This window comes from Cryobacterium zongtaii, assembly GCF_002909375.1.
Taxonomy (GTDB): Bacteria; Actinomycetota; Actinomycetes; order Actinomycetales; family Microbacteriaceae; genus Cryobacterium; species Cryobacterium zongtaii.
Genome location: NZ_PPXD01000015.1, coordinates 103,424 through 126,078, shown reverse-complemented (window position 1 = coordinate 126,078; position 22,655 = coordinate 103,424). Strand labels below are relative to the sequence as shown.

Sequence of the window (22,655 nt, the reverse complement as noted above, 5' to 3'; positions counted from 1 at the left end):
GTGGTGAGGCCGAGTGCGGTCTTGGTGAAGCTGCGCATGATGAAGTCCTTTGCTGTGGAGTGTGGGGGCTTGCTTGGTATGCAGGTGGTTCGGCCCCACCCCGGAAAAGGTTTGGTCTTAACGAAAAGTCGCGCCTGTCCGTGAGACAGGCGCGACTTTCGCGAGCGGGAGTAGGGGTTACGGCTCCAGGCGGGTCGGCCCGCGGAACAGGTAGGTGACCTCGCGGATGGATGCCTGGTGCAGCATCAGCATCAGCACGCGGGCCAGGCCCATGCCGAAGCCACCGTGCGACGGTACCCCGTAACGGAAGAAGTCCAGGTAACCCGCGATCTCGGCCGGGTCGAGACCCTTCTCCACGGCCTGCTCGACGAGAACGTCGATGCGGTGCTCACGCTGCGCGCCGGTGGAGATCTCGGTGCCGTTGAAGATCAGGTCGTAGCTGTTGGTCAGGCTCGCGTCGCCCTCGTGGCGCATGTGATAGAACGGGCGGATGCTCGACGCGTAGTCGGTGAGGAACACGAACTCGTGCCCGTAGGTCTCGGCGACGTATGCCGCGATCTGGCGCTCGCCCTCGGGGTCCATGTCGTCGTCATCGCGGGGAACCTCGTAGCCGCGGCTCTTGACGATCTCCTTGGCCTCGGCCAGCGGGATGCGCGGGAACGGCGTGCTCGGCACGGTGACCTCGACGCCGAACAGCGCGAGCACCTCCTCGCCGTGCTTGGCCTTCACCGCGGTGAACGCGGCCACGAGCAGGTCCTCGTGCAGCTGCATGACGTCTTCGTGGCTGTCGATCCAACTGATCTCCGAGTCAACGCTGGTGAACTCGGTGGCGTGCCGGCTGGTGAACGACGGGTCGGCCCGGAACGCCGGCCCCACCTCGAAGATCTTGCCGAAACCTGCGGACTGCGCCATCTGCTTGAAGAACTGCGGGCTCTGCGCCAGGTAGGCCTTGCGGTCGAAGTACTCCACCTCGAACAGCTCGGCGCGGGACTCGCTCGCGCTGGCCATCAGCTTCGGGGTGTGCAGCTCGATGAAGTCGTGCTCGATCCAGTACGTGCGCAGGGCGTGCTCGAACGTGGTCTGGATGCGGAAGATGAGGCTCGCCTTGGGCTGGCGCAGGTCGAGGAAGCGCCAGTCCATACGCTTGTCCAGACTGGAGTCTGCCGCGATCGGGGTCTCCGGGATGGCGAGGGTGACGACCTCGAGGGACGCCAGCTTGATCTCGATGCCGCCGAGCTTGACGCGCTCGTCGTGCTTGAGCTGCCCGGTCACGGTGACGAAACTGCCCTGGGACAGGCCGGAGATGGTGGTCGCCGGCTCGTCGTCGACGACGACACCCTCGGCATCCGTGGTGCGTGGATTGACCAGCTGCACGGCGCCGGATTCGTCGCGCAAGACGACGAATTGCACCTTCTTCTGGTCTCGGACGGTTTCAACCCATCCGGACACGGAAACGAGACCGTCGTCGAGGGCAGCAAGGTTCTTGATCAGTACGCGCGCATTCACCCCCTGAGTTTAGCCGCACAGCTCTCGGCGAATTCGCGGGTGACCTCTCCGTAGACTGGAGCGTGTGGTAGCTAGCCAGGTACATCTCGTGCGGCACGGTGAGGTTTTTAACCCCGAGCGCGTGCTTTACGGCAGACTTCCCGGCTTTCGGCTGTCCGATTTGGGGCAGCGGATGGCCGAGGCGGCTGCCGCAGACCTCGTCGAGCGTGGGCGCCCCGTGGGGCGGATCATCGCCTCGCCGTTGCAGCGCACCCAGGAGTCGGCAGCCCCGATCATGGCGGCCTTCGGTCTGCCCATCCACCTCGACGAGCGCATCATCGAGCCCGCCAACCGCTTCGAGGGCAAGAGGATGCGCGGCCCCGGCGGCGCCCTGCGCGACCCGCGCACCTGGCCCAGCCTGATCAACCCTGCCCGGCCCAGTTGGGGCGAGCCTTTCGCGTCCATCTCTGCTCGGATGCTCGCCGCCATCGACGATGCCTTCCATTCGGTCGACGACGGTGACGTCGTTCTGGTCAGCCACCAGCTGCCGATCTGGATGGTGCACCGCACCCTGGCCCACGAACGCCTCGCCCACGACCCGCGCAAACGCCGCTGTGACCTGTCCAGCATTACCACGCTGTCGTTGCGCGACAATGTGCCCGCCGAGGTCGGCTATGCGAGTCCCGCCGCCGCCCTTCTGGTGCCGGCCAACGATGTAGGTGCAGTGTGAGTCGCCGACCACGTCTGATTCCTGCCGCCCTGATCGGCCTCGTCAGCCTCGGCCTCGTGCTGACCGGGTGCACCAGCGACGACCCGCTCGCCGCGCAGTACCGTGAAGGCAGCGGCAAGGGCTACATCGCCGGCGACGGCAGCGTCACCGAAATCGCCGCCGAAGATCGCGGCGAGTCCGTCGTCTTCGACGGCACCCTCGAGGACGGCTCCACGGTCAGCTCTGCCGACTACGCAGGCGAGGTCCTCGTGGTCAACTTCTGGTACGCCAGCTGCGCCCCCTGCCGCGCCGAGGCCCCGGACCTCAAGACGATCAGCGAGGAGTTCGCCGGCCAGGGCGCCAGCTTCCTCGGTGTGAACGTGCGCGACCAGGCGCCCAGCGCCATCGCCTTCAACGAAAGCTACGAGATCAGCTACCCATCGGTGATGGATGTCGACGACGGCGGCCTGCAGCTCGCCTTCAGCGGCAGCATCCCCCCGAACGCCGTGCCGACCACCCTGGTGCTGGACTCCTCTGGACGGGTCGCCGCGCGCATCCTCGGCCAGGTCAACTCGCCGTCCATCCTGGAAACCCTGATCAAGGACACGATTGCCGAGGACGGCTAGGCGTGGGCAATCCCTTCGGCGAGATCGTCTTCAGCGGGCAACTGTTCCTGGCGATCCCGATCGCCGTGCTGGCCGGGCTCGTCTCGTTCGCGTCCCCGTGCATCCTGCCGCTCGTGCCCGGCTACCTGGCCTACATCGGCGGGTTCGCCGACGGGAGTAGCGGGTCGAAGCTCTCCGCGCGCCGGGGACGCAACCGGCTGCTGCTGGGCGTGGCCCTGTTCATCCTCGGCTTCACCCTGGTCTTCGTGCTCACCGGCGTGGTGTTCGGCGTCGCCGGGTTCTGGCTCAACCAGTACCGTGACCTGATCACCCGCGTCGCCGGCGCCGTCGTGATCCTGCTCGGCCTGGTCTTCGTCGGTCAGTTCGGCGCGATGCAGCGCACCATCAAGACCTCCTGGCGGCCGCGGATGGGCCTGGCCGGCGCTCCGGTGCTCGGCGCGGTCTTCGCGGTCGGCTGGACCCCGTGCACCGGCCCCACGCTCACGGCCATCAACTCGCTCAGCCTGAGCACCGGCTCACCGTGGCAGGGCGGCCTGCTGGCGCTGTTCTACGCGCTCGGCCTGGGCATCCCGTTTCTGCTGATCGCCCTGGGCCTGAACTGGGCCACCGGGGCCGTAGCCTTTCTCAAGCGTCATATCCGAGCGATCAACCTGTTCGGCGGCGTGCTCCTGATCGTTATCGGGGTGCTCATGGTGAGCGGCGTGTGGAATGCCTGGCTCCTGAACCTGCAAGGGGTGATTGGCAGTTATGTCCCGGCCATCTGACCACATCGACTCCGCCCCGGCGCCCGCCGGCGACGGGATCAGCCAGCCCAAACTCGGTTTTGTCGGCACCCTGCGTTGGTTCTGGCGTCAGCTCACCAGCATGCGCACCGCGCTGTTCCTGCTGCTGCTGCTCGCCATCGCGGCGGTGCCCGGCTCTCTGGTGCCCCAGCGCAGCTCCGACCCGAACGGCGTCACCCAGTACTTCACCGACAACCCCGACCTGGCGCCGGTGCTCGACAAGATCCAGGCGTTCGACGTGTACTCCTCCGCCTGGTTCTCCTCCATCTACCTGCTGCTGTTCGTCTCGCTGATCGGCTGCGTCATCCCACGCACCAAGCACCACCTGCAGGCCCTGCGGGCCAAACCGCCCAAGACCCCCGCGCGCCTCGGCCGGCTGGCCGGCTTCACCACCCGCACGGCCCCGGCCGGCACGGATGCCGCCACCGCCGTCGCCTCCGCCCGCACCGTCCTCAAGCAGGGCCGCTACCGGGTGGCGCTGTTCGAGAGCCCCACTGAGTTCTCGGTCTCGGCCGAGCGCGGCTACCTGCGTGAGACCGGCAACCTGGTCTTCCACTCCGCCCTGGTCGGTCTCCTCGTGGTGGTCGGCTTCGGCAGCGGCTTCGGCTTCAGCGGCCAACGAGTACTCGTGGAGGGCCAGACCTTCGTCAACACGCTGCTGGCCTACGACTCGTTCAACCCCGGCCGGTTCTTCGACGACACCGAACTGGACCCGTACACGCTCACCCTCGACGACTTCACGGTGAGCTACGAGACTGCGAACCTCGAGGCGTTCGGCCAGCCCGTCGACTTCACCGCCGGCGTCACGGTCACCCCGCGCGGCGGCGACGCCGAGCCCGGCGCGGTGCGGGTCAACGACCCGCTGCGTACCGGCGGCACCAGCGTCTACCTGCTCGGCAACGGCTACGCGCCGACCATCACGGTGAAGGACCCTGAGGGCACAGTGGTGTTCACCGACTCCGTGCCGTTCCTGCCGCAGGACGCCAACCTCACCTCGCTGGGCATCGTGAAGGTCCCGGACGGCCTCGCCGAGCAGGTGGGCCTGGTCGGCTTCTTCTACCCGACCCAGGACGAGAGCAGCACCGGCTCGTACTTCTCCAGCTTCCCCGACCTCGAGTACCCCGTGCTCACCCTCAACGTGTACGCGGGGGACCTGGGCCTGGACGAGGGTGTGCCCACCTCGGTGTACTCCCTCGACACCGACTCCATGGAGCCGCTGGCCACCCGCACGAGCGACATCCAGCCGCTCGAACTCAAGCCAGGTGAAACCCAGGAGCTGCCCAACGGGCTGGGCTCGGTGACCTTCGAGAACGCCACTCCGGATGCCGAAGCGGGAGACTTCTCAGGCTCGGTGCCGCGGTTCGCGTCGTTCGATATCCACCACGACCCCACCCAGGGCTGGGTGCTGCTGTTCGCGGTGCTCGTGCTCGGTGGGCTGCTCACCTCGCTGTTCGTGCCGCGCCGTCGGCTCTGGGTGAAGGCCATTGACCAGGCGGATGGCTCGGTGCGGCTCGAATACGCCGGCCTCGCCCGCGGGGAGGACCCGGCCCTGGAGTCGGCCGTCACCGCCCTCGCCGACCGGCACATCGCCCTGCTGGAACGCTCGGCCCCGGTCGTTTCACCCGTCGAACCCGCTTAGGCTGTACTGGTGAATCTGAACGAGCTCTCGATCCTCAGCCTGTACTCGGCCATGGCCGTCTACGCGTTGGCGTTCATCGCCTTCTCGATCGACCTGGCCAAGCGCAGCTCTGCGGTGGACACGGCCGATGTCGAGTCCGCCAAGGCCCGATCGGGCGAGGCCACCTCCGTGGGTTCCGCCGGCGGAACCAGCACCCTCACCCGCATCAGCGCCCGGATGGTCAACGATGCGGCGACGCCGTACGGCCGCTCCGCCAGCCTGCGGGTGGGCGTCTCGCTGACCGTGCTCGCCTGGGGCCTGCAGCTCGTGGCCACGGTGTTGCGCGGCATCGCCGCCGAGCGGGTGCCGTGGGCCAACATGTACGAGTTCGCGATGACCGGAACTCTCCTCATCGTCACGGTGTACCTGATCCTGCTGACCCGCATCGATCTGCGGTTCCTGGGCACCTTCGTCACCGGACTTGTCCTGATCCTGCTCGGCATCGCCCAGCAGTATTACGTGGAAGTGGCCCCGCTGCCGCCGGCTCTGCAGTCGGTGTGGTTGGTCATCCACGTGTTCGTGGCGTCTCTCGCCACCGGGTTCTTCGCCCTCGGCTTCGCGCTCTCGTTCGTGCAGCTGCTGCAGGCCCGCCGCGAGGACCGGGTGGATACCGACAAGCCCGGCCGGCTCAAATTCCTGAAGACCCTGCCGTCGGCGGTCACCCTGGAGAACCTGGCCTACCGCACCAACATCATCGGCTTCATCCTGTGGACCTTCACCCTCATGGCCGGCTCGATCTGGGCCGAACGGGCCTGGGGCCGGTACTGGGGTTGGGACACCAAAGAGGTCTGGACCTTCATCATCTGGGTGATCTACGCCGGGTACATCCACGCGCGGGCCACCCGGGGCTGGCGCGGATCGCGGTCGGCCTGGTTGGCGATCATCGGCTTTGCCGCCGTGATGTTCAACTTCGGCGTCGTGAACGTATTCTTCAAGGGCCTGCACGCCTACTCCGGCCTGTAGCCCGCGGCGAGGGTCGCGCCCGCTCGGTCCGCGCCCGATCGTCGGATCCGCAATGTGCGGGTGCCACACCGTTATGCGGGTGGCGCGCCACCCGCATAACGGCGCCTACCCCGCAGAGCTCTAGGCGGGCCGTACGTCGCGCCTTCTGATTACTCGGCGAGCAGGGCGTGCACGCGGGTGATGCGGGCGAGCCACCAGTCGCGGCGCTCAGAGCTGGCCGCGTAGGTGTCGAGAAGGTCGGCATCCGGCACCACCCGGCGCACCGGGATGCTGCCGTCAACGGGCAGCAGCGGCTCATGGGTGACGTCGGCGGCCAGCAACGACGCGGTGGCCAGGCCGCAGTCGTAGTCGAGCTCGGGCAGGGCCGCCGCCAGGAACGCGCCCATCGAGATACCGACCGAGGTGTCGAGGGCGCTGGAGACGATCAGCGGCAGGCCGGTCTCGGCCTGGATCGCGAGCACAGCGCGGATGCCGCCGAGCGGCTGCACCTTGACCACCAGGAGGTCGGCAGCGCCGGAGCGGGACACCAGCAGGGGATCGGACTCCTTGCGCACGCTCTCGTCGGCGGCGATCGGCAGGTCGAGGTAGTCGGTGCGGCGGCGGATCTCGGCCAACTCGTCGATCGACGCGCACGGCTGTTCGACGTACTCGAGGTCGAACTCGGCCAGGGCGTGGATCGCGTGCTCGGCCTCGTCGAGGTTCCAGAGCCCGTTGGCATCCACCCGGATGCGTCCCTCCGCGCCGAGTGTCTTGCGCACCGCGCGCACCCGCTCCACGTCTTCGGCGAGGGTCTGGCCGGGGTCGGCGACCTTCACCTTGGCGGTGCGGCAGCCGGGGAACCGGGCCAGCAGTGCCGGCACGTCGGCGGCGTCGATGGCCGGCACCGTCGCGTTCACCGGAACCCGGTCTCGTCGAAGGGCCGGGCTCTCTTCCCAGCCGAACTCCAGCGCCGCCCGCAGCCAGGCCGACGCCTCTTCGTCGTCGTACTCCACGAAGGGGGAGAACTCGGTCCAGCCGGCCGGCCCCTCGATCAATACGGCTTCACGGCTGGTGAGGCCGCGGAAGCCGGTGACGAGGGGGAGGTCGACCACGCGGGCGGTGGCGAGCACGTCGTGCAGTGAAGGGAGCATGGCTCTAGTGTGCCAGCATCCGCGGGTCCGCTTCTGAGCCGTTCATTCGGTGGAATCGGCGACGAACGTCTCCTCGGGAGTGAGCGTCACGTCCGGACCGTTGGGCTGCACGTCCACGATGGCGATCGCGGTGCCCGGAGAGATGAGCAGATAGGCATCCTGATAGCGCCCGGCGCCGCTGTTGACCCGCAGCCAGGTGGGCACGCCGGCCGCCGCCGCGTCGGAGATCTCGGCTCGCAGTGATTCGAGCGTGCGGTCGCCGAGCGTGTACGGCTTACCGCCGTAGACGATGTCGATGCGGGTCACGAATCATCCTTACCATTGGACGTGGATCCCAGACGGTGCGGCTCCGGCACGATCTGCAGGCCACCCGATGAATTCGCGGTCAGCATCAGCGCCTCGATCCAGTCGCGGTTGAGGCTGGGCGAACGACCGCCGAAATACTTGTAGGCCAGCGGAATGCTGGGATGCATCCAGATGGTGCTCCGTCCGTCACCGCCCTGCGGGTCGTCTCGCCAGGTGAAATAGAAGCACTCGCCCCGGCGTAGCTTGGCACCGATCACTACCTGGATGTGCGCGAGCACGCGATCATCGAAATCCGCCGTGAGGCTCGAATCGTACGTCAGCTTGCCCATTGCACCACTCCGTTGATAGGGGTAGGTGTTACGCTACGCCGGTTTTCGCTTCTAGTCCCTGAGATAGCGCTCGAGTCGTGGCACCTTTAGGAGGGCCAAGGCTCGCTTCTCGATCTGTCGGACCCGCTCCCGCGTCACCCCCTGGATGACCGCGATCTGGTCGAGGGTGCGTGGTTCCTCACCGGTGAGACCGAAGCGGGCTGTGAGGATGGACCGCTCCCGGTCGGGCAGGGCATCGAGATAAAACGTGATGTCGGCAGCCCGCAGTGTGATGGTGGCGCACTCGTCGGGCTGGGGCAGGTCGTCATCGATGATCAGCTCGGCGATGTCGCCGATGCCGTCGCCGACCGGTGCGTGCAACGAGATGGGCTCGTTGTCGTACTGCAGCAGGCGGGACACGTCCCGCACCGCGATCTGCGACAGCTCGGCGATCTCCTTGAGCGTCGGTTCCCTGTCGAGGGTGCTGGTGAGGTCCCGGCGGATGCGCTTGATCTTGTTGAGCTTCTCGGCGGTGTGCACCGGGATGCGGATCATGCGGGACTTGTCGGCCATGCCGCGGTGGATGGCCTGCCGGATCCACCAGGTGGCGTAGGTGGAGAACTTGAATCCGGTCATGAAGTCGTACTTCTCCACCGCCCGCACCAGGCCGATGTTGCCGTCCTGCACGAGGTCCATGATCGGGACGCCGCGGCCGGAGTAGTGCTTGGCGATGCTCACCACGAGACGCAGGTTGGCCTCGATGAAGTGGTTCTTCGCCCGCCGGCCCTCGAACACCAGGCAGGTGAGTTCGCGCTTGAACTCGGGGTTCACCGGGGTGCCTTCGGCTTCCGCCTTGTTCATCTTCTCCTCAGCGAACAGGCCCACCTCGATCTTGCGGGCCAGATCCACCTCGTCCTCGGCCGAGAGCAGGGGGCCCTTGCCGATGCGGCGCAGGTAGTCGCCGAAGGCATCCGTGGAAGCACGGCTGTAGCGGGAGGTGGCCGCGGCGCTGGCAGCGGCCGACGGGGAATACGACGACGGGGTCGACTCCGGCGGCGCTGCCGGGGTCTGAGTTGTGGCGCGAGCGCTCGCACGGGTGGTGGGCGGCTGGACGATGGTTGTCATGCGAGGACCCCCCGGGGGAGAAGACTGGCTGTGGCACGGTCAAAGGAAGTGAAGTAGGCGCGTTCCCGCGGACGACCGAGGTTGGTCACCTCGAAGGCGCTGCCGACGATCTGGATGAGGCCGAGTAGGGCGGTCGGGTCGTCATGCTCGATGCCATGGTCTGCGACGCGCCACTCCGTGGGGGAGAGTTCGGTGATCTCGACGTCGCCGAGGCCGAGGGCCGTGTCGTCGACGGTGCTGCCGGGTATGGGTGTCGGGTTCAGGACAGGAGCTGTGTAGGTTTCGGCGCTGGTGACGGGTGCGTATTCGGGTAACGCGGTGTCGGGTGCCGAGGGGCTGTTGTGAAACATGACCACCTCCAGGTCGTTCGGGTGACATAAGTACACAACTCGGCATCTAGCCCGTTCAAGGGGTTGACGGGGACGCTGCCGAGGAGGTACACCTGAATAGCCCTCATGTCTGGTGTGAGCGGTCCCAGCTGTAGATCGGCCCACGCCAGGACCCGGCGACCTGCCCGGCAGTCCGAGCCTGCCGCGTAGTCTGGTGGCATGCCCGAACTGGTTTCAGAGATCTTCGACCCGACCCAGTGGCGTTCGGTGGATGGCTTCGGCGCTCTTGCCGACATCACCTATCACCACGACCTCACCGGCCGCATCGCCCGCGTGGCCTTCAACCGGCCGGAGGTGCGCAACGCCTTCAGGCCGCAAACCGTCGACGAACTCTACGCCGCCCTCGAGGACGCCCGCACCAATCCGCACATCGGCGTGGTGCTGCTCACCGGCAACGGCCCGAGCGCGCGAGACGGTGGCTGGGCGTTCTGCTCCGGCGGCGACCAGCGCATCCGCGGCAGGGACGGCTATAAGTATGGTGAGGGCGAGACCGCCAGCGGCATCGACAAGGCCAGGGGCGGCCGGCTGCACATCCTCGAGGTGCAGCGTCTGATCCGTTTCATGCCCAAGGTCGTCATCGCCGTGATCCCCGGCTGGGCGGCGGGCGGCGGGCACTCCCTGCACGTGGTCTGCGACCTCAGCATCGCCAGCGCCGAGCACGGCAAGTTCAAGCAGACGGATGCCGATGTCGGCTCCTTCGACGGCGGCTACGGCAGCGCATACTTCGCCCGCCAGGTGGGCCAGAAGGCGGCCAGGGAGGTCTTCTTCCTCGCCCGCGAGTACTCGGCCCAACGCGCTCTCGAGATGGGCGCGATCAACGCCGTCGTCCCGCACGCCGAGCTGGAGAACGAGGCGCTGGACTGGGCGCGCACAATTCTGACCAAGTCGCCCACGGCCATCCGGATGCTCAAGTTCGCCTTCAACGCCGTGGACGACGGCATGGTCGGGCAGCAGGTCTTCGCGGGTGAGGCAACCCGCCTGGCCTACGGCACCGACGAGGCCGTCGAGGGCCGGGACTCGTTCCTTGAGAAGCGCGAACCGGACTGGTCGCCGTACCCCTGGCAGTTCTAGGGGATGCGGTGAGGCCCGTCCGCGCGGTTCCCGCCGGGGATCCGCTGCACCTGCTGACCGAGTTGCGCCTGGCGCTCTCCGCCACGGGTGACGCGCTGCTACCGGTGCCGGTTCCGTCGCCTGCGGCCGAGAACGGAACCGGGGCCGACCGGGCCGGGCTCGGACCGGTGCCGCGCCGAGTGGCCGTGGTGATCGAAACATCGGGCTCGACGGCCGCGCCCAAACGGGTGATGCTCAGCACCGACGCGTTGCTCGCCTCCGCGGCAGCGTCGAGCGTGGCCCTCGGCGGCGACGGCCAATGGTTACTCGCCCTGCCGGCCCACTACATCGCCGGCGTGCAGGTGCTCGTGCGGTCGATCGTGGCCGGCACCGAACCCGTTCTGCTGCCGCCCGGCCACTTCGATCCCGTCGTCTTCGCCGAGTACGCCCGCCGCCTCGTCGAACCGTTGCGGTTCACCTCGCTGGTTCCCGTGCAGCTGGCCCGGCTGCTGGATGCCGCCGACGCCGACCCGGCGATCCTGACCGTGCTGCGGCGCTTCACCGGCATCCTCGTGGGCGGCCAGGCCGTGGCCCCGGCACTGATCGACCGGGCCGAACGGCAGAAGATCCGCGTGTTGCGCACCTACGGTTCGTCCGAGACCGCCGGCGGCTGCGTGTACGACGGCGTCCCGATCGGCAACACCCTGGTGCGTGCCGTCGACGGGCAGCTTGAGATCAGCGGAGCGGTGCTCGCCGAGGGGTACCTCGGCGATGAGGATCGCACCGGCGACAGATTCCGGGACGACCACGGCGTGCGCTGGTACCGCACGGGCGACCTGGGTGCGGTCGCCGTCGACGGCACCGTGAGCGTCACCGGCCGGGCCGACAACGTGATCGTCTCCGGCGGTGAGAAAGTGTCGCTCGATGCCGTCGAGGCCCTCGTGCGCAGCCTCCCCGGGCTGGGCGAGGCCGTCGTGGTGCGAGCCGCCGACCCGGTCTGGGGGCAGACACCGGTGGTGGTGGTGGTAGCCGCTGCGCCGCCGGCGTTGGAAGCCGTGCGCGCCGCCGCGGCCTCGGCTCTGGGCCGCGCCGCCCGTCCCTCTCGCATCGTGACCGTCGAGACCCTCCCGCTCCTGGCCTCGGGAAAGCCGGACCGGCAGGCGTTGGAAGCGTTCATCGCGCGCTGAGGGCCCGGCCCGCGGGACCGCCCGGCGGCCCGGCGGTGACCCGGCGGAGACCCGGATGCGGCCGGTAACATGAGGGCGTGGCACATGGAGCGCGGCCGAACGAGCCGAAACAACAGAAGTCCCGTCAGACCAGCCAGAACGGCGCCCGGAACACGGCACCGACCGGGCCCAAGTACCCGGCGAAATCGGGCAACCCGGCCCGGAAGAACGCTGCGAGGACCGGACCCGCACGCAGCGGGCCGGCAACTGCCGGCGACTGGATCTCCGGTGCGCGCCTCCGCACCCTGCCGCTGGCCGTGGCGCCGGTGGCGCTGGGAACCGGAGCCGCTGTCGTGGCCGGTGGCGCCGGCGAGTTCCACTGGGTGCGGGCACTGCTCGCGCTGGTGGTGGCGGTGAGCCTGCAGATCGGTGTGAACTACGCGAACGACTATTCCGACGGCATCCGCGGCACCGACAACCACCGGGTCGGCCCGGCTCGCCTCACCGGTGGGGGAGCCGCCAAGCCCCGCGCCGTGCTCACCGTGGCGCTGGCCTTCTTCGGCATCGCCGCCGTCGCCGGCCTGGTGCTCGTGGTGGTGAGCCAGTACTGGTGGTTGCTCGCCGTGGGCGCCCTGGCCATCGTGGCGGCCTGGTTCTACACCGGCGGTAAGAAGCCGTACGGCTACCTGGGCCTGGGCGAACTGTTCGTGTTCGTCTTCTTCGGCCTGGTGGCCACGGTCGGCACCACCTACGTGCAGGTGGGCACCGTCAACCTGGAGAGCTGGCTGAGCGCCGTCGCCATCGGCCTGATCGCCTGCGCGGTGCTGATGGTGAACAACCTGCGCGACATCAAGCCGGACAAGGCCGCCGGCAAGCGCACCCTCGCCGTGTGGATCGGCGCCCGGGCATCCCGCGTGGTGTTCTGCGTGTTCCTGCTGGTGCCCTTCGCCATCGCGGGCTTCTTCGCGCTGTTCTACCCGCTGGCCTGGCTCACCTTCTTCGTGCTGCTCCTGGTGCTGCCGGCCTGCCTGATCGTGGCGACCGCGAAGACCGCGAAGGAACTGATCCTGGTGCTCAAGCTCACCAGCTTGGCGGCGCTGCTCTACGGCATCACGCTTGGGCTGGCCTTCGCCCTGTAACGGCACAACTGTTGCCCGCAGCGGCAACAGATAGCGTCGAGCCGCCCGCTCAGCGGATGACTATGAGCGGATGACTACGGCGCGGGCGGGGTGCGGCCGACGTTGGTCTGGGAAGCCGCGGCCCGGTCGACGGCGGCGTCCTCCGACTCGGCATCCGGGTGCACGGGCTCCTTGTCGCGGTGCCGCACCTCGTAGAGACCGCGGGCCACCGTTTCGCGCCGGGCGCGAAGGAAAATGTAGGACAGGCACAGGCCGATCACCGCGGCGAGCAGCGCCGCCAACCAGCCCTCGATGCCCAGCAGCGACAGCACCACGAAGGGAACGACGAACATCAGGACGCGGAGCACGGTGAAGACCAACCAGGCCGGAACAGCTTTCATACCTGCAGCTTAAACCGTGCCGCTGAGAGTACTCACCGATCTCTCGGCTGACCGGCCTACAATTAGCAGCATGTTCCGCCTGTTGTTCGGCCTCGGAGTCGTCGTCGTCATTCTCACCGTGTATGCGGTGGTGGATTGCGCGCTGTTCGACCGCAATCGTATACGTGGCGTGCCCCGGTGGGCCTGGATCCTGATGATCATCCTGCTGCCGGTGATCGGCGCCGTGCTGTGGCTGGTGATCGGTCGCGGCCGCCGCAGCACCGCCGCGAACACCGGCGGCCGGGTCACCCGGTCGATGGCCCCCGACGACGACCCCGACTTCCTGCGCGGCCTGGACCGCGTGAAGGACCAGGACCAGCGCATCCGCGATCTCGAGCAGGAACTGGCCGACTTCGACAAGATGGACCCGCCGGCCGACGACACGTCCCACCCCGGCACCGCCGGAGTCGACCCCAAGAAGACCGAACCCGGTGAGGGTGACCAGCCGGGCCGACGGGATGCCTGAGACCACCGACGTTTCCGGCTCGACCACCCTGCCTGACACCGCACTCGTGCGTCCGGTCGCGCCGAGCGGCAGCCCCGCCACCGACTTCAGCGCGGCATTGCTGGCCGAGTTCGTGAGCCTCGGTGTGCGCGACATCGTGCTCAGCCCGGGGTCACGGTCCCAGGCGCTGGCGCTGGCAGCCACCGAATTCGAACGGCTCGGCCTGCTGCGCCTGCACGTGCGCATCGACGAGCGCGGGGCGGGCTTTCTCGCGCTCGGGCTCGCCATCGAGAGCGGTCGCCCCGCGCTGGTGGTCTGCACCTCCGGCACCGCCGTGGCCAACCTGCATCCCGCGGTGCTCGAGGCACACCATTCCGTGGTGCCCATGATCCTGCTCACCGCCGACAGGCCGGCCGAGCTGCGGGGCATCCGTTCGAACCAGACCACCGTGCAGCCGGGGATCTTTGCGGAGGCCGTGCGTCTCTGCGAGGACGTGGCGGCCCCCGACGGAACCGTGGGGGAGTCGGACATCGCGATCGCCCTGGCCCGGCTGGCCTACACGACGGCGCTGGGCGCCCAGACGAACAACCCCGGCCCCGTGCAGCTGAACTTGGCGTTCCGTGAGCCGCTGTCGGCCGCCGTCGAGCTCGAGGCCGTCGCCGCTGCTGCGTCCCTGCCGGGCCGGCCGGATGCGGCGGCGCCCGCCGATCCGCCGCATCCGTTGCCGCCGGGTCCCCGCACCGTCGTCGTCGCCGGCGCCGGCGCCGGGCCGGCCGCGGAGGAGCTGGCCCGCCTCGCCGGCTGGCCGCTGATCGCCGAAGTCTCCAGCGGCGCCAGGTTCGGCCCGAACCTCGTCGTGGCCTACCGCGAACTGCTCGGGGACGCCGACTTCGGCGGCCAGGTGCAACGCGTGATCGTGTTCGGCCACCCCACCCTCAGCCGGGAGATCCCGGCGCTCGTACTGCGTGAAGACGTGGAGACCATCGTCGTGGCCCCGGCCGGCCTCGAGTGGTACAACCCCGGGCACCGGGTAGCGAGGTTCGCGCGGGCCGTTGCCGCCACCGACGAGGCGATCGCCGTAGCGGGAACCCGCGAGGCCAGGGCCTGGGTGGGCCGGTGGGTCATGGCGAGCCGGAGCATCCTGGCCGAGGACACCGAGCTCGACGCCCCGGCCTTCAACACCCACGGCCTGTCCAAGGCCGAGTTCGCGGCGATGAAGGCCCCGGTCACCCGGGCAATGCTCGCCGACGCCGTGTGGCGCGCCTCCTGGCCGCACGACCGCCTGGTGCTGGGCGCGTCCAGGCTGATCCGCGAGCTGGACAGCCGGGTGGCTGGCAAGAAGATCCCCGTGCACGCCAACCGTGGTCTGGCCGGCATCGACGGCACCATTGCCACGGCGCTGGGCATCGCGTTGGCCAGCCAGGCGGGCCCGCATCCGCTGTCGACGGGCACGACCCGGCTGCTCGTCGGCGACGTGACCCTGCTGCACGACGCCGGCTCACTGCTGATTGCGCCCGGTGAGGTGCGACCGCGGCTGCAGGTGATCGTGGGCAACGACGGCGGCGGCACCATCTTCGACGGCCTCGAGGTGGCGACCACCGCCGCCCCGTCTGCCATCGACAGAGTGCTCTTCACCCCGCAGCAAGTGAATCTCGAGGCTCTCGCCACCGCGTACGGCTGGGACTACGCGCGGGCGGCGACCCGCAGCACCCTGGAGAGCGCCCTGACGGCGCCGGTGGCCCGCCCGACCCTGCTCGAGGTCCCCCTGGCCCGCTAACTGGAAGCCGGCCTTTTGTGTTGCCGGTGCGGACACGTGCGCCCGGCTGCGCTCTGCGCGACAGGCGGTGCGGGGCGTTGGCGGGTTTGGTACCGTTGCACTCGTTCCGTGCCAGACGTGCGGGAACGGCCAAGGAGTGCCCCATGCCCGGTAGGACCGTACCACCCGCACCCGCCGCCTCTCCGCCGGCCAGGGTCAAGGCAGACACGCTCGCCCTGTCCGCCATGATCGTCGGCGTCGTCGCATTCCTCTGCGGCTGGATGCCCGTGCTCGGCCTGATCATCGGCAGCGTCGGCGTGATCCTCGGCCTCCTGGCCAGGCGGCGCTCGAACCGTCCGGAGCTCGGCCTGACCGCTCTGATCCTCTCGATCCTGGCGGTATTGACCAACATCGTCGTCGACGTGATCGTGGTCGTCCTCATTGTGACCCAGGCCAACAACCTGCCCGCCTAGGCCCGCGGTACAGTGCACCATGAGCGCGAACTCACCATGGAAGGCCCCGGCCGCATCGAGCGTCGGCGTACCTGTGCGCCATCATCCCGCGCAGACGGCGGCGCCGAAGTCCGCTGGCAAAGCCGGAGCAGATGCGCTCGGTGTGTGGGCGCTCGTTGTCGGCATGGTGGCGTTCCTCTTCGGATGGTTTCCGGTGTTCGGTCTGGTGCTCGGAGTGACCGGAGCAATTCTGAGCGTGCTCGCCAAGAGGCGATCGAATCGGCGCAACTTCGGCCGGATCGGCCTGATCTTTTCGTTGTGGGCGGTGGTGTTCAACATCGGCATGATCATCTTCATGGTGATGACACTTGTGCAGACCGCCAGCAACCTGCCCGGATAGGCCTGTCCGTGCCGGCTCGGCCGCGCGCAACATCCGCCAAATGGGCCCGCTACGGGCAATTGCGTCCGGTGTGCCGGGACCATTTGTCCAGAGCGGGGACAGTTGCGGTCGGCGACTGGCCGGCGGATGACCGGATGCCCGAGCGCCCGAGCGGCTGTCAGCCGAAGGCCTCGACAACGGGGCGGAATTTCATCTTGGTTTCGGCCAGCTCACGGTCGGGGTCCGAGTCCAGGACGATGCCGCAGCCGGCGTACGCCGTGATGTCGCCGGTGGGGGACACCTGTGCGCAGCGAAGCGCGATGGCCCACTCGCCGTCGCCGTCCGCGCCGACCCAGCCCACCGGGCCGGCGTAGCGACCGCGGTCGAACGGCTCCAACTCGCGGATGAGCGCGAGAGCGTCCAGCGTGGGGGTGCCGGCGACCGCCGCGGTCGGGTGCATCGCCGCGATCAGGTCGAGGGAGGTGGACCCGTCGCTCAGGGTGCCCTCGACGTCGGTGGCCAGGTGCCACAGGTTGGGCAGCTTCACCGTGAACGGGATCTCACTCGTGGTGAGCACCGAGGTGTGCGGACGCAGCGCGGCGAGCACACTCTGCACGGCGAACTCGTGTTCGTCGCCGTCCTTGCTCGAAGTGGCCAGCGCGAGGGCGGCCTCGAGGTCGGCCGCGGCATCCGCCCCGCGGGAAATGGTGCCGGCCAGCACGCGGGCGTTGACCTCGTTGTGGTCGGCCCGGATCAGGGTCTCCGGGCTGGAACCGACGAGTCCGTCGACGGCGTATGTCCAGCAGTCCGGGTAGCCCAGGGCCAGTTCGGTCAGCAGCAGACGCAGGTCGGACTCGGCGGGCAGCCGGCCGACGAGGTCGCGGGCGAGCACCACTTTGCTCAGCTCCTGGGCGCCGATGTGGTCCACCGCGGCGGCGACGGCCGCCCGGTAGTCGGCCGGCTTGAGGGCGCCGGGCAGCAGGGAGATGCGGTACTCGTCACCGAGCGGGTGCAGCGCCAGCGGAATCTCGGGGGCGGCCTGGCCGGTGGGCCAGATCCGGGTGACCCAGCACTGACCGTCCTCGCGGCCCACGATCAGCTCGGGGACGATGAGCACGCTGGTCTGGCTGGAGGAGTCGTCGAAGGCGAAGGTGCCGAAGGCCAGCAGGCCGGTGCCCGTGCGCGCCAGCGGGTCGGTCACCGTGGCGGCCGCGACGACATCGCGCCAGGCGGCGGCGGCATCCGTCATGCGGGTGGGCCCGGAGAACTCGAGGCGCAGGGCAGTGCCGATGCCGGCGAGGCCCTGGTTGCGGCGCATCCAGAGCAGCGGCTGCCGCTCGTCGAGCAGCAGGATCAGCTGGCGAATGTCGGCAATCGGGGAGGTCTCAACCGTTAGAGCTGGCGCATTCACTTGTCTACCCTAAGCCCGCGCCCGCGGATACCCGGGCCGCGCGTCGCAATCTAGACTGGACCGGTGAGTAGAGCAGATCTAAATAAGCAGCCCGCGCAGGTCGCCGCCATGTTCGATTTGGTCTCGACCCACTACGACCGCACCAACGCGTTGCTCTCGGTGGGCAACGCCTCGTTGTGGCGCGTCGCCACGACCAGGGCCGTCAACCCGCGCCGCGGCGAGCGGATCCTCGACATTGCGGCCGGCACCGGCACCTCCAGCGTGGCCCTCGCGCACACCGGCGCGCACGTGGTGGCTGCCGACTTCTCCGCGGGCATGATCAAGGTGGGCCGCGAACGGCACGCGGACAACCCCAACGTTGAGTTCGTGCAGGCGGATGCCACCCAGCTGCCGTTCAAGGACGGCGAGTTCGACGCCGTCACCATCTCGTTCGGCCTGCGCAACGTGGTGGAGCCCAAGAAGGCCCTCGCGGAGTTCTACAGGGTCACCAAGCCCGGCGGCCGCGTGGTCATCTGCGAGTTCTCCACGCCGCCCGTCGCGCCCATCCGGGTGGGCTACTTCGCCTACCTCAATCATGTGATGCCGCGCATCGTGAAGCTGGCGTCCTCCAACGCCGAGGCCTACGACTACCTGGGCGAGTCCATCGCGGCCTGGCCGAACCAGCCCACCCTCAGCGCCTGGCTGCGCGACGCCGGATACGATGCCGTGGCGTACCGCAACCTCAGTCTCGGTATCGTGGCTCTGCACCGCGGAATCAAGACCGAGCACGCCCCCGCTTCAACCTCCTGAAACTCCCAGATCCGATCGTTAGGCTGACAGAGTGAAATTGACCGCCCCCGTGGCCCGCCGGAGCCCGTCGGTAACGTCGCAGCTGGGCCTGAGCGATCGAATCTTCTCCACCCCCGCCGACCGCGGCCTGGCTGCCAGCATCGACAAAGGCCTCGAAGAGGTGAAGACGACTCTGCTGGGTGAACTCGTCTTCGCCGACGAGATCGCCGCCGTGACCAGCCGGTACCTGCTCAACGCCGGCGGCAAGCGCGTGCGCCCGATGCTCGCGCTGCTCACCTCCCACCTCGGCGACGGCACCATCCCCGACGTGGTCCGCGCGGCCGCCGCCATCGAGATCACCCACCTCGCCTCGCTGTACCACGACGACGTCATGGACGATGCCGAGAAGCGCCGCGGCGTGCCCAGCGCCCAGGTGGTCTGGGGCAACTCCATCGCCATCCTCGCCGGCGACCTGCTCTTCTCCCGCGCCAACCAGCTGATGGGCAGGCTCGGCGAACGCGCCGTGCGCCTGCAGGGCGACACCTTCGAACGCCTGGTGCTCGGCCAGCTGCACGAGACCGTCGGACCCAAGGACGGCGAGGACCCGATCGAGCACTACATCCAGGTGCTCGCCGACAAGACCGGCTCCCTGATCGCCGCCGCCGCCCAGGCCGGGATCATCTTCTCCAATGCTCCCGAGAAATTCGAGGAGCCGGTCGTGCTCTTCGGCGAGCGGATCGGTGTGGCCTTCCAGCTCATCGACGACGTGCTCGACCTGTCGCCGCAGCCCGAGGCGACCGGCAAGGTGCCCGGCACCGATCTGCGCGCCGGGGTCGCCACCCTGCCGCTGCTGCGCCTACGTGAGCGTGCGGCAACGGATGTGCGCGCCGCCGACCTGGCCGCCCGCCTCGAGGCCGATGTGATGAGCAGCGCCGGCGTGGCCACCGAGGCCGCCGACTCCGCCATCACGGCTCTGCGCGAACACGACGTGACCACCCAGACCCTCGCGGAGGCCCACGGTTGGGCCCGTGATGCCGTTGCCGCCCTTGCCCCCCTGCCGAACGGCTCGGTCAAGAAGGCGCTCACCCGCTTCGCCGAGACCATCGTCGAGCGATCCAGCTAGAAAGGCTTCCATGACCAAGTTGCGATTGGCCATCGTCGGTGCGGGCCCCGCCGGCATCTACGCCGCAGACATCCTCCTGAAGGCCGAGCGAAACTTCGACGTTTCCATCGACCTGTTCGACCACCTGCCGGCCCCCTACGGGCTGGTGCGTTACGGCGTGGCGCCGGACCACCCCCGCATCAAGGGCATCATCAACGCGCTCCGCGACGTACTGGACCGCGGCGACATCCGCCTGTTCGGGAACGTGCGCTACGGCACGGACATCACCCTCGATGACCTCAAGAAGCACTACAACGCGGTCATCTTCGCCACCGGCGCCGTGCACGACGCCAACCTGCCCATCCCCGGCATCGAACTCGAGGGCTCCTATGGTGCCGCGAGGTTCGTGAGCTGGTTCGACGGCCACCCCGACGTGCCGCGCACCTGGCCGCTCGAGGCCAAGTCCGTCGCCGTGATCGGCAACGGCAACGTCGCCCTCGACGTCTCCCGCATGCTCGCCAAGCACGCCGACGACCTGCTGCCCACCGAGATCCCGGCCAACGTCTACGACGGACTCAAGGCCTCCCCGGTGACGGATGTGCACGTGTTCGGGCGCCGAGGCCCCACCTCGGTGAAGTTCACCCCGCTGGAGCTGCGCGAACTCGGCGAGCTGCCCGACGTGGACATCATCGTCTACGACGAGGACTTCGACTACGACGACGCCGCCCGCGCGGCGGTGGCCAGCAACAAGCAGGTCTTCGTGATCGACAAGGTGCTCAACCAGTGGCGGAAGCGGGAGACCGGCCAGGCATCGCGTCGGCTGCACCTGCACTTCTTCGCCCGACCGGTGGAGGTCACCGACGACGGCAACGGCCACGTCGGCGGCTTCCGGTACGAGCGCACCGCACCGGATGGCCATGGCGGTGTGCACGGCACCGGCGAGATCCGCGAGCTGCCGATCCAGGCCATCTACCGGGCGGTCGGCTACTACGGCTCGTCGTTGCCCGGCATCCCGTTCGACAAGAAGCGCGGCGTGATCCCCAACCGCGAGGGCCAAGTGCTCTGGAAGGGTGAGCCCGGCTTCGAGTCCAGCACCGGCAGCCAGCAGATGTACGGCGTCTACGCCACCGGCTGGATCAAGCGCGGACCGGTGGGCCTGATCGGGCACACCAAGTCCGACGCGATGGAGACCGTGCGGCACCTGATCAACGACGTCGGCAACTGGTGGCGGCCAGAAGCGCCCGAGGAGCAGAGCATCGTGGAGCTGCTGGAGTCCCGCGGCGTGGCGTACACCAACCTCGACGGCTGGCACCACCTCGACCAGCACGAGCTGGCGCTCGGCGCCGAGCAGGGCCGTGTGCGCGTCAAGGTCGTCCCGCGCCACGAAATGGTCGAGGTCTCCCGAGCCCAAGTCCCCGCCGAACTGTAGGCAAGCGGCGAGCCGTGAGCAAAGCACCGAAAATCGAACGATTCGGGGGCTTAGCTCACGGCTCGCGTGCTGTGGCCTGGCAGGACGACATCCTGGGCAGTGACTACCAGGCAGCTACCCTGCCGCTGGGCAGCGACGGCGAAGGGGAAGTCGTCGCCACGCTGGTGCGGCACCGCCCGCCCCTGACCGAACTGGTGTCGCCGGCGGCCCCGGCGCACGGCACCGATGTGCTCTACCTGCACGGATGGTCGGACTACTTCTTCCAGACCGGCCTCGCCGAGCACTGGCACGGTCTCGGCGCCCGGTTCTACGCCCTCGATCTGCGGAAGTACGGGCGCAGCCTGCGGGAGCATCAGACACCCGGCTTCGTGGCCGACCTGGCCACCTACGACGCCGACATCGAAGCCGCCCTTGCCGCGATGGGCCACGGCGAAAACGCCGAACGGCCGTCGCGGCGGCGGCTGGTGCTGATGGGGCACTCCACCGGCGGCCTCACCCTGAGCCTGTGGGTCTCCAGGCACCCGGGGCGGGCCCATGCGCTCGTGCTGAACAGTCCGTGGCTGGAGTTTCAGGCCGGCGGTGTGGGCCGGGCCTTCATCACGCCGCTCGTGCAGCTGGGCGCCCGCGTGCAGCCGCTGGGCACCCTGCCCCAGGTGGACCTGGGCTTCTACAGCCGCTCGGTCTCGTCCGAGTTCGACGGCGAGTGGTCCTACGAACCACGCTGGCGCCCGCCGCGCGGTTTCCCACCGCCCCGGGCCTGGCTGAACGCGGTGCTCGAGGGACACGCCGCCGTGGCGGCCGGACTGGGCATCGAGGTGCCTATCCTCACGCTGCTGTCGGCGCGGTCCACGATCCTGCCGCGCTGGAGCGAGCAGATGCGGCACAGCGACAGCGTCCTGGTGGTGAACGACATCGCCAGGGCCGCCGTGCGGCTGGGTACGACGGTGACGGTGGCGCGCATCGAGGGAGCCCTGCACGACGTCGTCCTCTCCGCCGAGGCGCCGCGCGAAGCGGCCTACGCCGCCCTCACCCGGTGGCTCCGCGCCTACGCGCCCTGACCATCCGCGAACCGTGAGAAAAGCCCCAGATCTCGGAAGATTCTGGGGCCTAGGTCATAGTTCGCGGAAGGGAACTAGCGGAAGTTGACGAACTGGAGGGCCACGTCGAGGTCCTTGCCCTTGAGCAGGGCCATCGTGGACTGCAGGTCGTCGCGGCTCTTCGAGCTCACGCGCAGTTCGTCGCCCTGAATCTGGCTCTTGACGCCCTTGGGGCCCTCGTCGCGGATGATCTTGTTGATCTTCTTCGCGTTCTCCTGGTCGATTCCGGCCTTCATGCTGGCCTCGATGCGGTACTCCTTGCCCGACGGGTACGGCTCACCGGCGTCGAGGCTGCGCAGCGAGATGCCGCGCTTGATCAGCTTCGACTCGAACACCTCGAGGATCGCCTTGACGCGCTCCTCGGTGTTCGCCTTCATGAGCACCTTCTCGCCGCTCATTTCGATGGATGCCCCGACGTTCTTGAAGTCGTAGCGCTGCGCCACCTCTTTGTGAGCCTGGTTGAGCGCGTTGTCGATCTCCATGGGGTCGACCTTGCTGACGATGTCGAACGTAGAATCTGCCATGAGGACCATGTTACCGA

At 68.6% G+C, this 22,655-nt stretch carries 25 protein-coding genes; 16 read left to right on the top strand and 9 right to left on the bottom strand.

Going from position 1 to position 22,655, the window contains the following annotated elements:
* Nucleotides 1–177: 177 nt before the first annotated feature.
* A complete protein-coding gene (gene aspS, locus C3B61_RS10690; RefSeq protein WP_103460586.1) occupies nt 178–1,491 on the bottom strand; it encodes an aspartate--tRNA(Asn) ligase in 1,314 nt (437 codons plus the stop codon).
* 79 nt (nt 1,492–1,570) lie between these two features.
* Between aspS and C3B61_RS10685 the strand changes: the two genes are divergently transcribed.
* Genes C3B61_RS10685 through ccsB form a run of 5 tightly spaced genes read left to right on the top strand, consistent with a single transcriptional unit; the run spans nt 1,571 to nt 6,243 of the window.
* Nucleotides 1,571–2,215 carry a histidine phosphatase family protein gene (locus C3B61_RS10685; RefSeq protein WP_103460569.1) on the top strand — a complete coding sequence of 215 codons (645 nt, stop codon included), beginning with the start codon at nt 1,571–1,573 and terminating at the stop codon, nt 2,213–2,215.
* Complete coding sequence (locus C3B61_RS10680) at nt 2,212–2,820, top strand: TlpA family protein disulfide reductase (RefSeq protein WP_103460568.1); 609 nt, start codon at nt 2,212–2,214, stop codon at nt 2,818–2,820. Before C3B61_RS10685 ends, C3B61_RS10680 begins: the two co-directional genes overlap by 4 nt.
* Nucleotides 2,821–2,822: 2 nt before the next feature.
* A complete protein-coding gene (locus C3B61_RS10675; RefSeq protein ID WP_088454971.1) occupies nt 2,823–3,584 on the top strand; it encodes a cytochrome c biogenesis CcdA family protein in 762 nt (253 codons plus the stop codon).
* Nucleotides 3,568–5,241, top strand: coding sequence for a cytochrome c biogenesis protein ResB (gene resB, locus C3B61_RS10670; protein WP_103460567.1), 1,674 nt, complete (start codon nt 3,568–3,570; stop codon nt 5,239–5,241). Before C3B61_RS10675 ends, resB begins: the two co-directional genes overlap by 17 nt.
* Before the next feature lie 51 nt (nt 5,242–5,292).
* Nucleotides 5,293–6,243, top strand: coding sequence for a c-type cytochrome biogenesis protein CcsB (gene ccsB / locus C3B61_RS10665; protein WP_103460585.1), 951 nt, complete (start codon nt 5,293–5,295; stop codon nt 6,241–6,243).
* 149 nt (nt 6,244–6,392) lie between these two features.
* On the opposite strand, the gene C3B61_RS10660 is transcribed toward ccsB, so the two are convergent.
* From C3B61_RS10660 to C3B61_RS10640, 5 genes are read right to left on the bottom strand one after another with little or no spacing between them, the layout of a single operon-like run.
* The gene (locus C3B61_RS10660) at nt 6,393–7,373 is read right to left on the bottom strand and encodes an o-succinylbenzoate synthase (RefSeq protein ID WP_103460566.1); all 981 of its coding nucleotides are present in this window, start codon (nt 7,371–7,373) and stop codon (nt 6,393–6,395) included.
* 42 nt (nt 7,374–7,415) lie between these two features.
* Nucleotides 7,416–7,679: a hypothetical protein gene (locus C3B61_RS10655; RefSeq protein WP_103430995.1), complete on the bottom strand. Its 264-nt coding sequence runs from the start codon at nt 7,677–7,679 to the stop codon at nt 7,416–7,418.
* Nucleotides 7,676–8,008, bottom strand: coding sequence for a DUF7882 family protein (locus C3B61_RS10650; RefSeq protein WP_088454975.1), 333 nt, complete (start codon nt 8,006–8,008; stop codon nt 7,676–7,678). Before C3B61_RS10650 ends, C3B61_RS10655 begins: the two co-directional genes overlap by 4 nt.
* 51 nt (nt 8,009–8,059) lie before the next feature.
* Entirely contained in the window at nt 8,060–9,112 is a 1,053-nt protein-coding gene (locus C3B61_RS10645) for a sigma-70 family RNA polymerase sigma factor (protein WP_103460565.1), read from the bottom strand.
* Entirely contained in the window at nt 9,109–9,462 is a 354-nt protein-coding gene (locus tag C3B61_RS10640) for a hypothetical protein (RefSeq protein ID WP_103460564.1), read from the bottom strand. The genes C3B61_RS10645 and C3B61_RS10640 overlap by 4 nt, the downstream gene beginning before the upstream one ends.
* 198 nt (nt 9,463–9,660) lie before the next feature.
* Here C3B61_RS10640 and C3B61_RS10635 point away from each other — a divergent pair, with 198 nt between their 5' ends.
* The 3 genes from C3B61_RS10635 (at nt 9,661) to C3B61_RS10625 (ending at nt 12,856) form a co-directional block, all read left to right on the top strand.
* On the top strand, nt 9,661–10,572 hold the full coding sequence (locus C3B61_RS10635; protein ID WP_088454978.1) for a 1,4-dihydroxy-2-naphthoyl-CoA synthase: 912 nt from the start codon (nt 9,661–9,663) through the stop codon (nt 10,570–10,572).
* 8 nt (nt 10,573–10,580) lie between these two features.
* Nucleotides 10,581–11,738 (top strand): AMP-binding protein, encoded by a 1,158-nt coding sequence (locus C3B61_RS10630; protein ID WP_208858805.1) that lies wholly within the window; start codon nt 10,581–10,583, stop codon nt 11,736–11,738.
* Nucleotides 11,739–11,815: 77 nt separating this feature from the next.
* Entirely contained in the window at nt 11,816–12,856 is a 1,041-nt protein-coding gene (locus C3B61_RS10625) for a 1,4-dihydroxy-2-naphthoate polyprenyltransferase (protein ID WP_103460563.1), read from the top strand.
* Nucleotides 12,857–12,930: 74 nt separating this feature from the next.
* Here C3B61_RS10625 and C3B61_RS10620 read toward each other — a convergent pair whose 3' ends face one another.
* Complete coding sequence (locus tag C3B61_RS10620; RefSeq protein ID WP_088454980.1) at nt 12,931–13,236, bottom strand: DUF4229 domain-containing protein; 306 nt, start codon at nt 13,234–13,236, stop codon at nt 12,931–12,933.
* A 70-nt stretch (nt 13,237–13,306) separates the two neighbouring features.
* Here C3B61_RS10620 and C3B61_RS10615 point away from each other — a divergent pair, with 70 nt between their 5' ends.
* The 4 genes from C3B61_RS10615 (at nt 13,307) to C3B61_RS10600 (ending at nt 16,328) form a co-directional block, all read left to right on the top strand.
* Nucleotides 13,307–13,741 carry a PLD nuclease N-terminal domain-containing protein gene (locus C3B61_RS10615; RefSeq protein ID WP_103460562.1) on the top strand — a complete coding sequence of 145 codons (435 nt, stop codon included), beginning with the start codon at nt 13,307–13,309 and terminating at the stop codon, nt 13,739–13,741.
* Nucleotides 13,734–15,497, top strand: coding sequence for a 2-succinyl-5-enolpyruvyl-6-hydroxy-3-cyclohexene-1-carboxylic-acid synthase (gene menD / locus C3B61_RS10610; protein ID WP_103460583.1), 1,764 nt, complete (start codon nt 13,734–13,736; stop codon nt 15,495–15,497). The genes C3B61_RS10615 and menD overlap by 8 nt, the downstream gene beginning before the upstream one ends.
* Nucleotides 15,498–15,640: 143 nt before the next feature.
* On the top strand, nt 15,641–15,949 hold the full coding sequence (locus C3B61_RS10605) for a hypothetical protein (RefSeq protein ID WP_103460561.1): 309 nt from the start codon (nt 15,641–15,643) through the stop codon (nt 15,947–15,949).
* Nucleotides 15,950–15,968: 19 nt separating this feature from the next.
* The gene (locus C3B61_RS10600) at nt 15,969–16,328 is read left to right on the top strand and encodes a hypothetical protein (RefSeq protein ID WP_133160279.1); all 360 of its coding nucleotides are present in this window, start codon (nt 15,969–15,971) and stop codon (nt 16,326–16,328) included.
* 157 nt (nt 16,329–16,485) lie between these two features.
* On the opposite strand, the gene C3B61_RS10595 is transcribed toward C3B61_RS10600, so the two are convergent.
* On the bottom strand, nt 16,486–17,718 hold the full coding sequence (locus tag C3B61_RS10595; protein WP_241993274.1) for an isochorismate synthase: 1,233 nt from the start codon (nt 17,716–17,718) through the stop codon (nt 16,486–16,488).
* 63 nt (nt 17,719–17,781) lie between these two features.
* Here C3B61_RS10595 and C3B61_RS10590 point away from each other — a divergent pair, with 63 nt between their 5' ends.
* The 4 genes from C3B61_RS10590 (at nt 17,782) to C3B61_RS10575 (ending at nt 22,075) form a co-directional block, all read left to right on the top strand.
* On the top strand, nt 17,782–18,507 hold the full coding sequence (locus C3B61_RS10590) for a class I SAM-dependent methyltransferase (protein ID WP_241980050.1): 726 nt from the start codon (nt 17,782–17,784) through the stop codon (nt 18,505–18,507).
* A gap of 31 nt (nt 18,508–18,538) precedes the next feature.
* Nucleotides 18,539–19,609 carry a polyprenyl synthetase family protein gene (locus C3B61_RS10585; protein WP_103460559.1) on the top strand — a complete coding sequence of 357 codons (1,071 nt, stop codon included), beginning with the start codon at nt 18,539–18,541 and terminating at the stop codon, nt 19,607–19,609.
* 10 nt (nt 19,610–19,619) lie between these two features.
* A complete protein-coding gene (locus C3B61_RS10580; protein WP_088454985.1) occupies nt 19,620–21,017 on the top strand; it encodes an FAD-dependent oxidoreductase in 1,398 nt (465 codons plus the stop codon).
* A 71-nt stretch (nt 21,018–21,088) separates the two neighbouring features.
* A complete protein-coding gene (locus tag C3B61_RS10575) occupies nt 21,089–22,075 on the top strand; it encodes an alpha/beta hydrolase (RefSeq protein ID WP_103460558.1) in 987 nt (328 codons plus the stop codon).
* Between the two features lie 74 nt (nt 22,076–22,149).
* Here C3B61_RS10575 and C3B61_RS10570 read toward each other — a convergent pair whose 3' ends face one another.
* Nucleotides 22,150–22,638 carry a YajQ family cyclic di-GMP-binding protein gene (locus C3B61_RS10570; protein WP_088457811.1) on the bottom strand — a complete coding sequence of 163 codons (489 nt, stop codon included), beginning with the start codon at nt 22,636–22,638 and terminating at the stop codon, nt 22,150–22,152.
* Between the last annotated feature and the right edge of the window lie 17 nt (nt 22,639–22,655).

Bases quoted from the DNA above. Each gene is read 5' to 3' on its own strand.
- resB (WP_103460567.1), top strand. From the start codon at position 3,568: ATGTCCCGGCCATCTGACCACATCGACTCCGCCCCGGCGCCCGCCGGC.
- ccsB (WP_103460585.1), top strand. From the start codon at position 5,293: ATGGCCGTCTACGCGTTGGCGTTCATCGCCTTCTCGATCGACCTGGCC.
- C3B61_RS10660 (WP_103460566.1), bottom strand. From the start codon at position 7,373: ATGCTCCCTTCACTGCACGACGTGCTCGCCACCGCCCGCGTGGTCGAC.
- C3B61_RS10650 (WP_088454975.1), bottom strand. From the start codon at position 8,008: ATGGGCAAGCTGACGTACGATTCGAGCCTCACGGCGGATTTCGATGAT.
- C3B61_RS10645 (WP_103460565.1), bottom strand. From the start codon at position 9,112: ATGACAACCATCGTCCAGCCGCCCACCACCCGTGCGAGCGCTCGCGCC.
- C3B61_RS10640 (WP_103460564.1), bottom strand. From the start codon at position 9,462: ATGTTTCACAACAGCCCCTCGGCACCCGACACCGCGTTACCCGAATAC.
- C3B61_RS10635 (WP_088454978.1), top strand. From the start codon at position 9,661: ATGCCCGAACTGGTTTCAGAGATCTTCGACCCGACCCAGTGGCGTTCG.
- C3B61_RS10620 (WP_088454980.1), bottom strand. From the start codon at position 13,236: ATGAAAGCTGTTCCGGCCTGGTTGGTCTTCACCGTGCTCCGCGTCCTG.
- C3B61_RS10615 (WP_103460562.1), top strand. From the start codon at position 13,307: ATGTTCCGCCTGTTGTTCGGCCTCGGAGTCGTCGTCGTCATTCTCACC.
- menD (WP_103460583.1), top strand. From the start codon at position 13,734: ATGCCTGAGACCACCGACGTTTCCGGCTCGACCACCCTGCCTGACACC.
- C3B61_RS10605 (WP_103460561.1), top strand. From the start codon at position 15,641: ATGCCCGGTAGGACCGTACCACCCGCACCCGCCGCCTCTCCGCCGGCC.
- C3B61_RS10600 (WP_133160279.1), top strand. From the start codon at position 15,969: ATGAGCGCGAACTCACCATGGAAGGCCCCGGCCGCATCGAGCGTCGGC.
- C3B61_RS10580 (WP_088454985.1), top strand. From the start codon at position 19,620: ATGACCAAGTTGCGATTGGCCATCGTCGGTGCGGGCCCCGCCGGCATC.
- C3B61_RS10570 (WP_088457811.1), bottom strand. From the start codon at position 22,638: ATGGCAGATTCTACGTTCGACATCGTCAGCAAGGTCGACCCCATGGAG.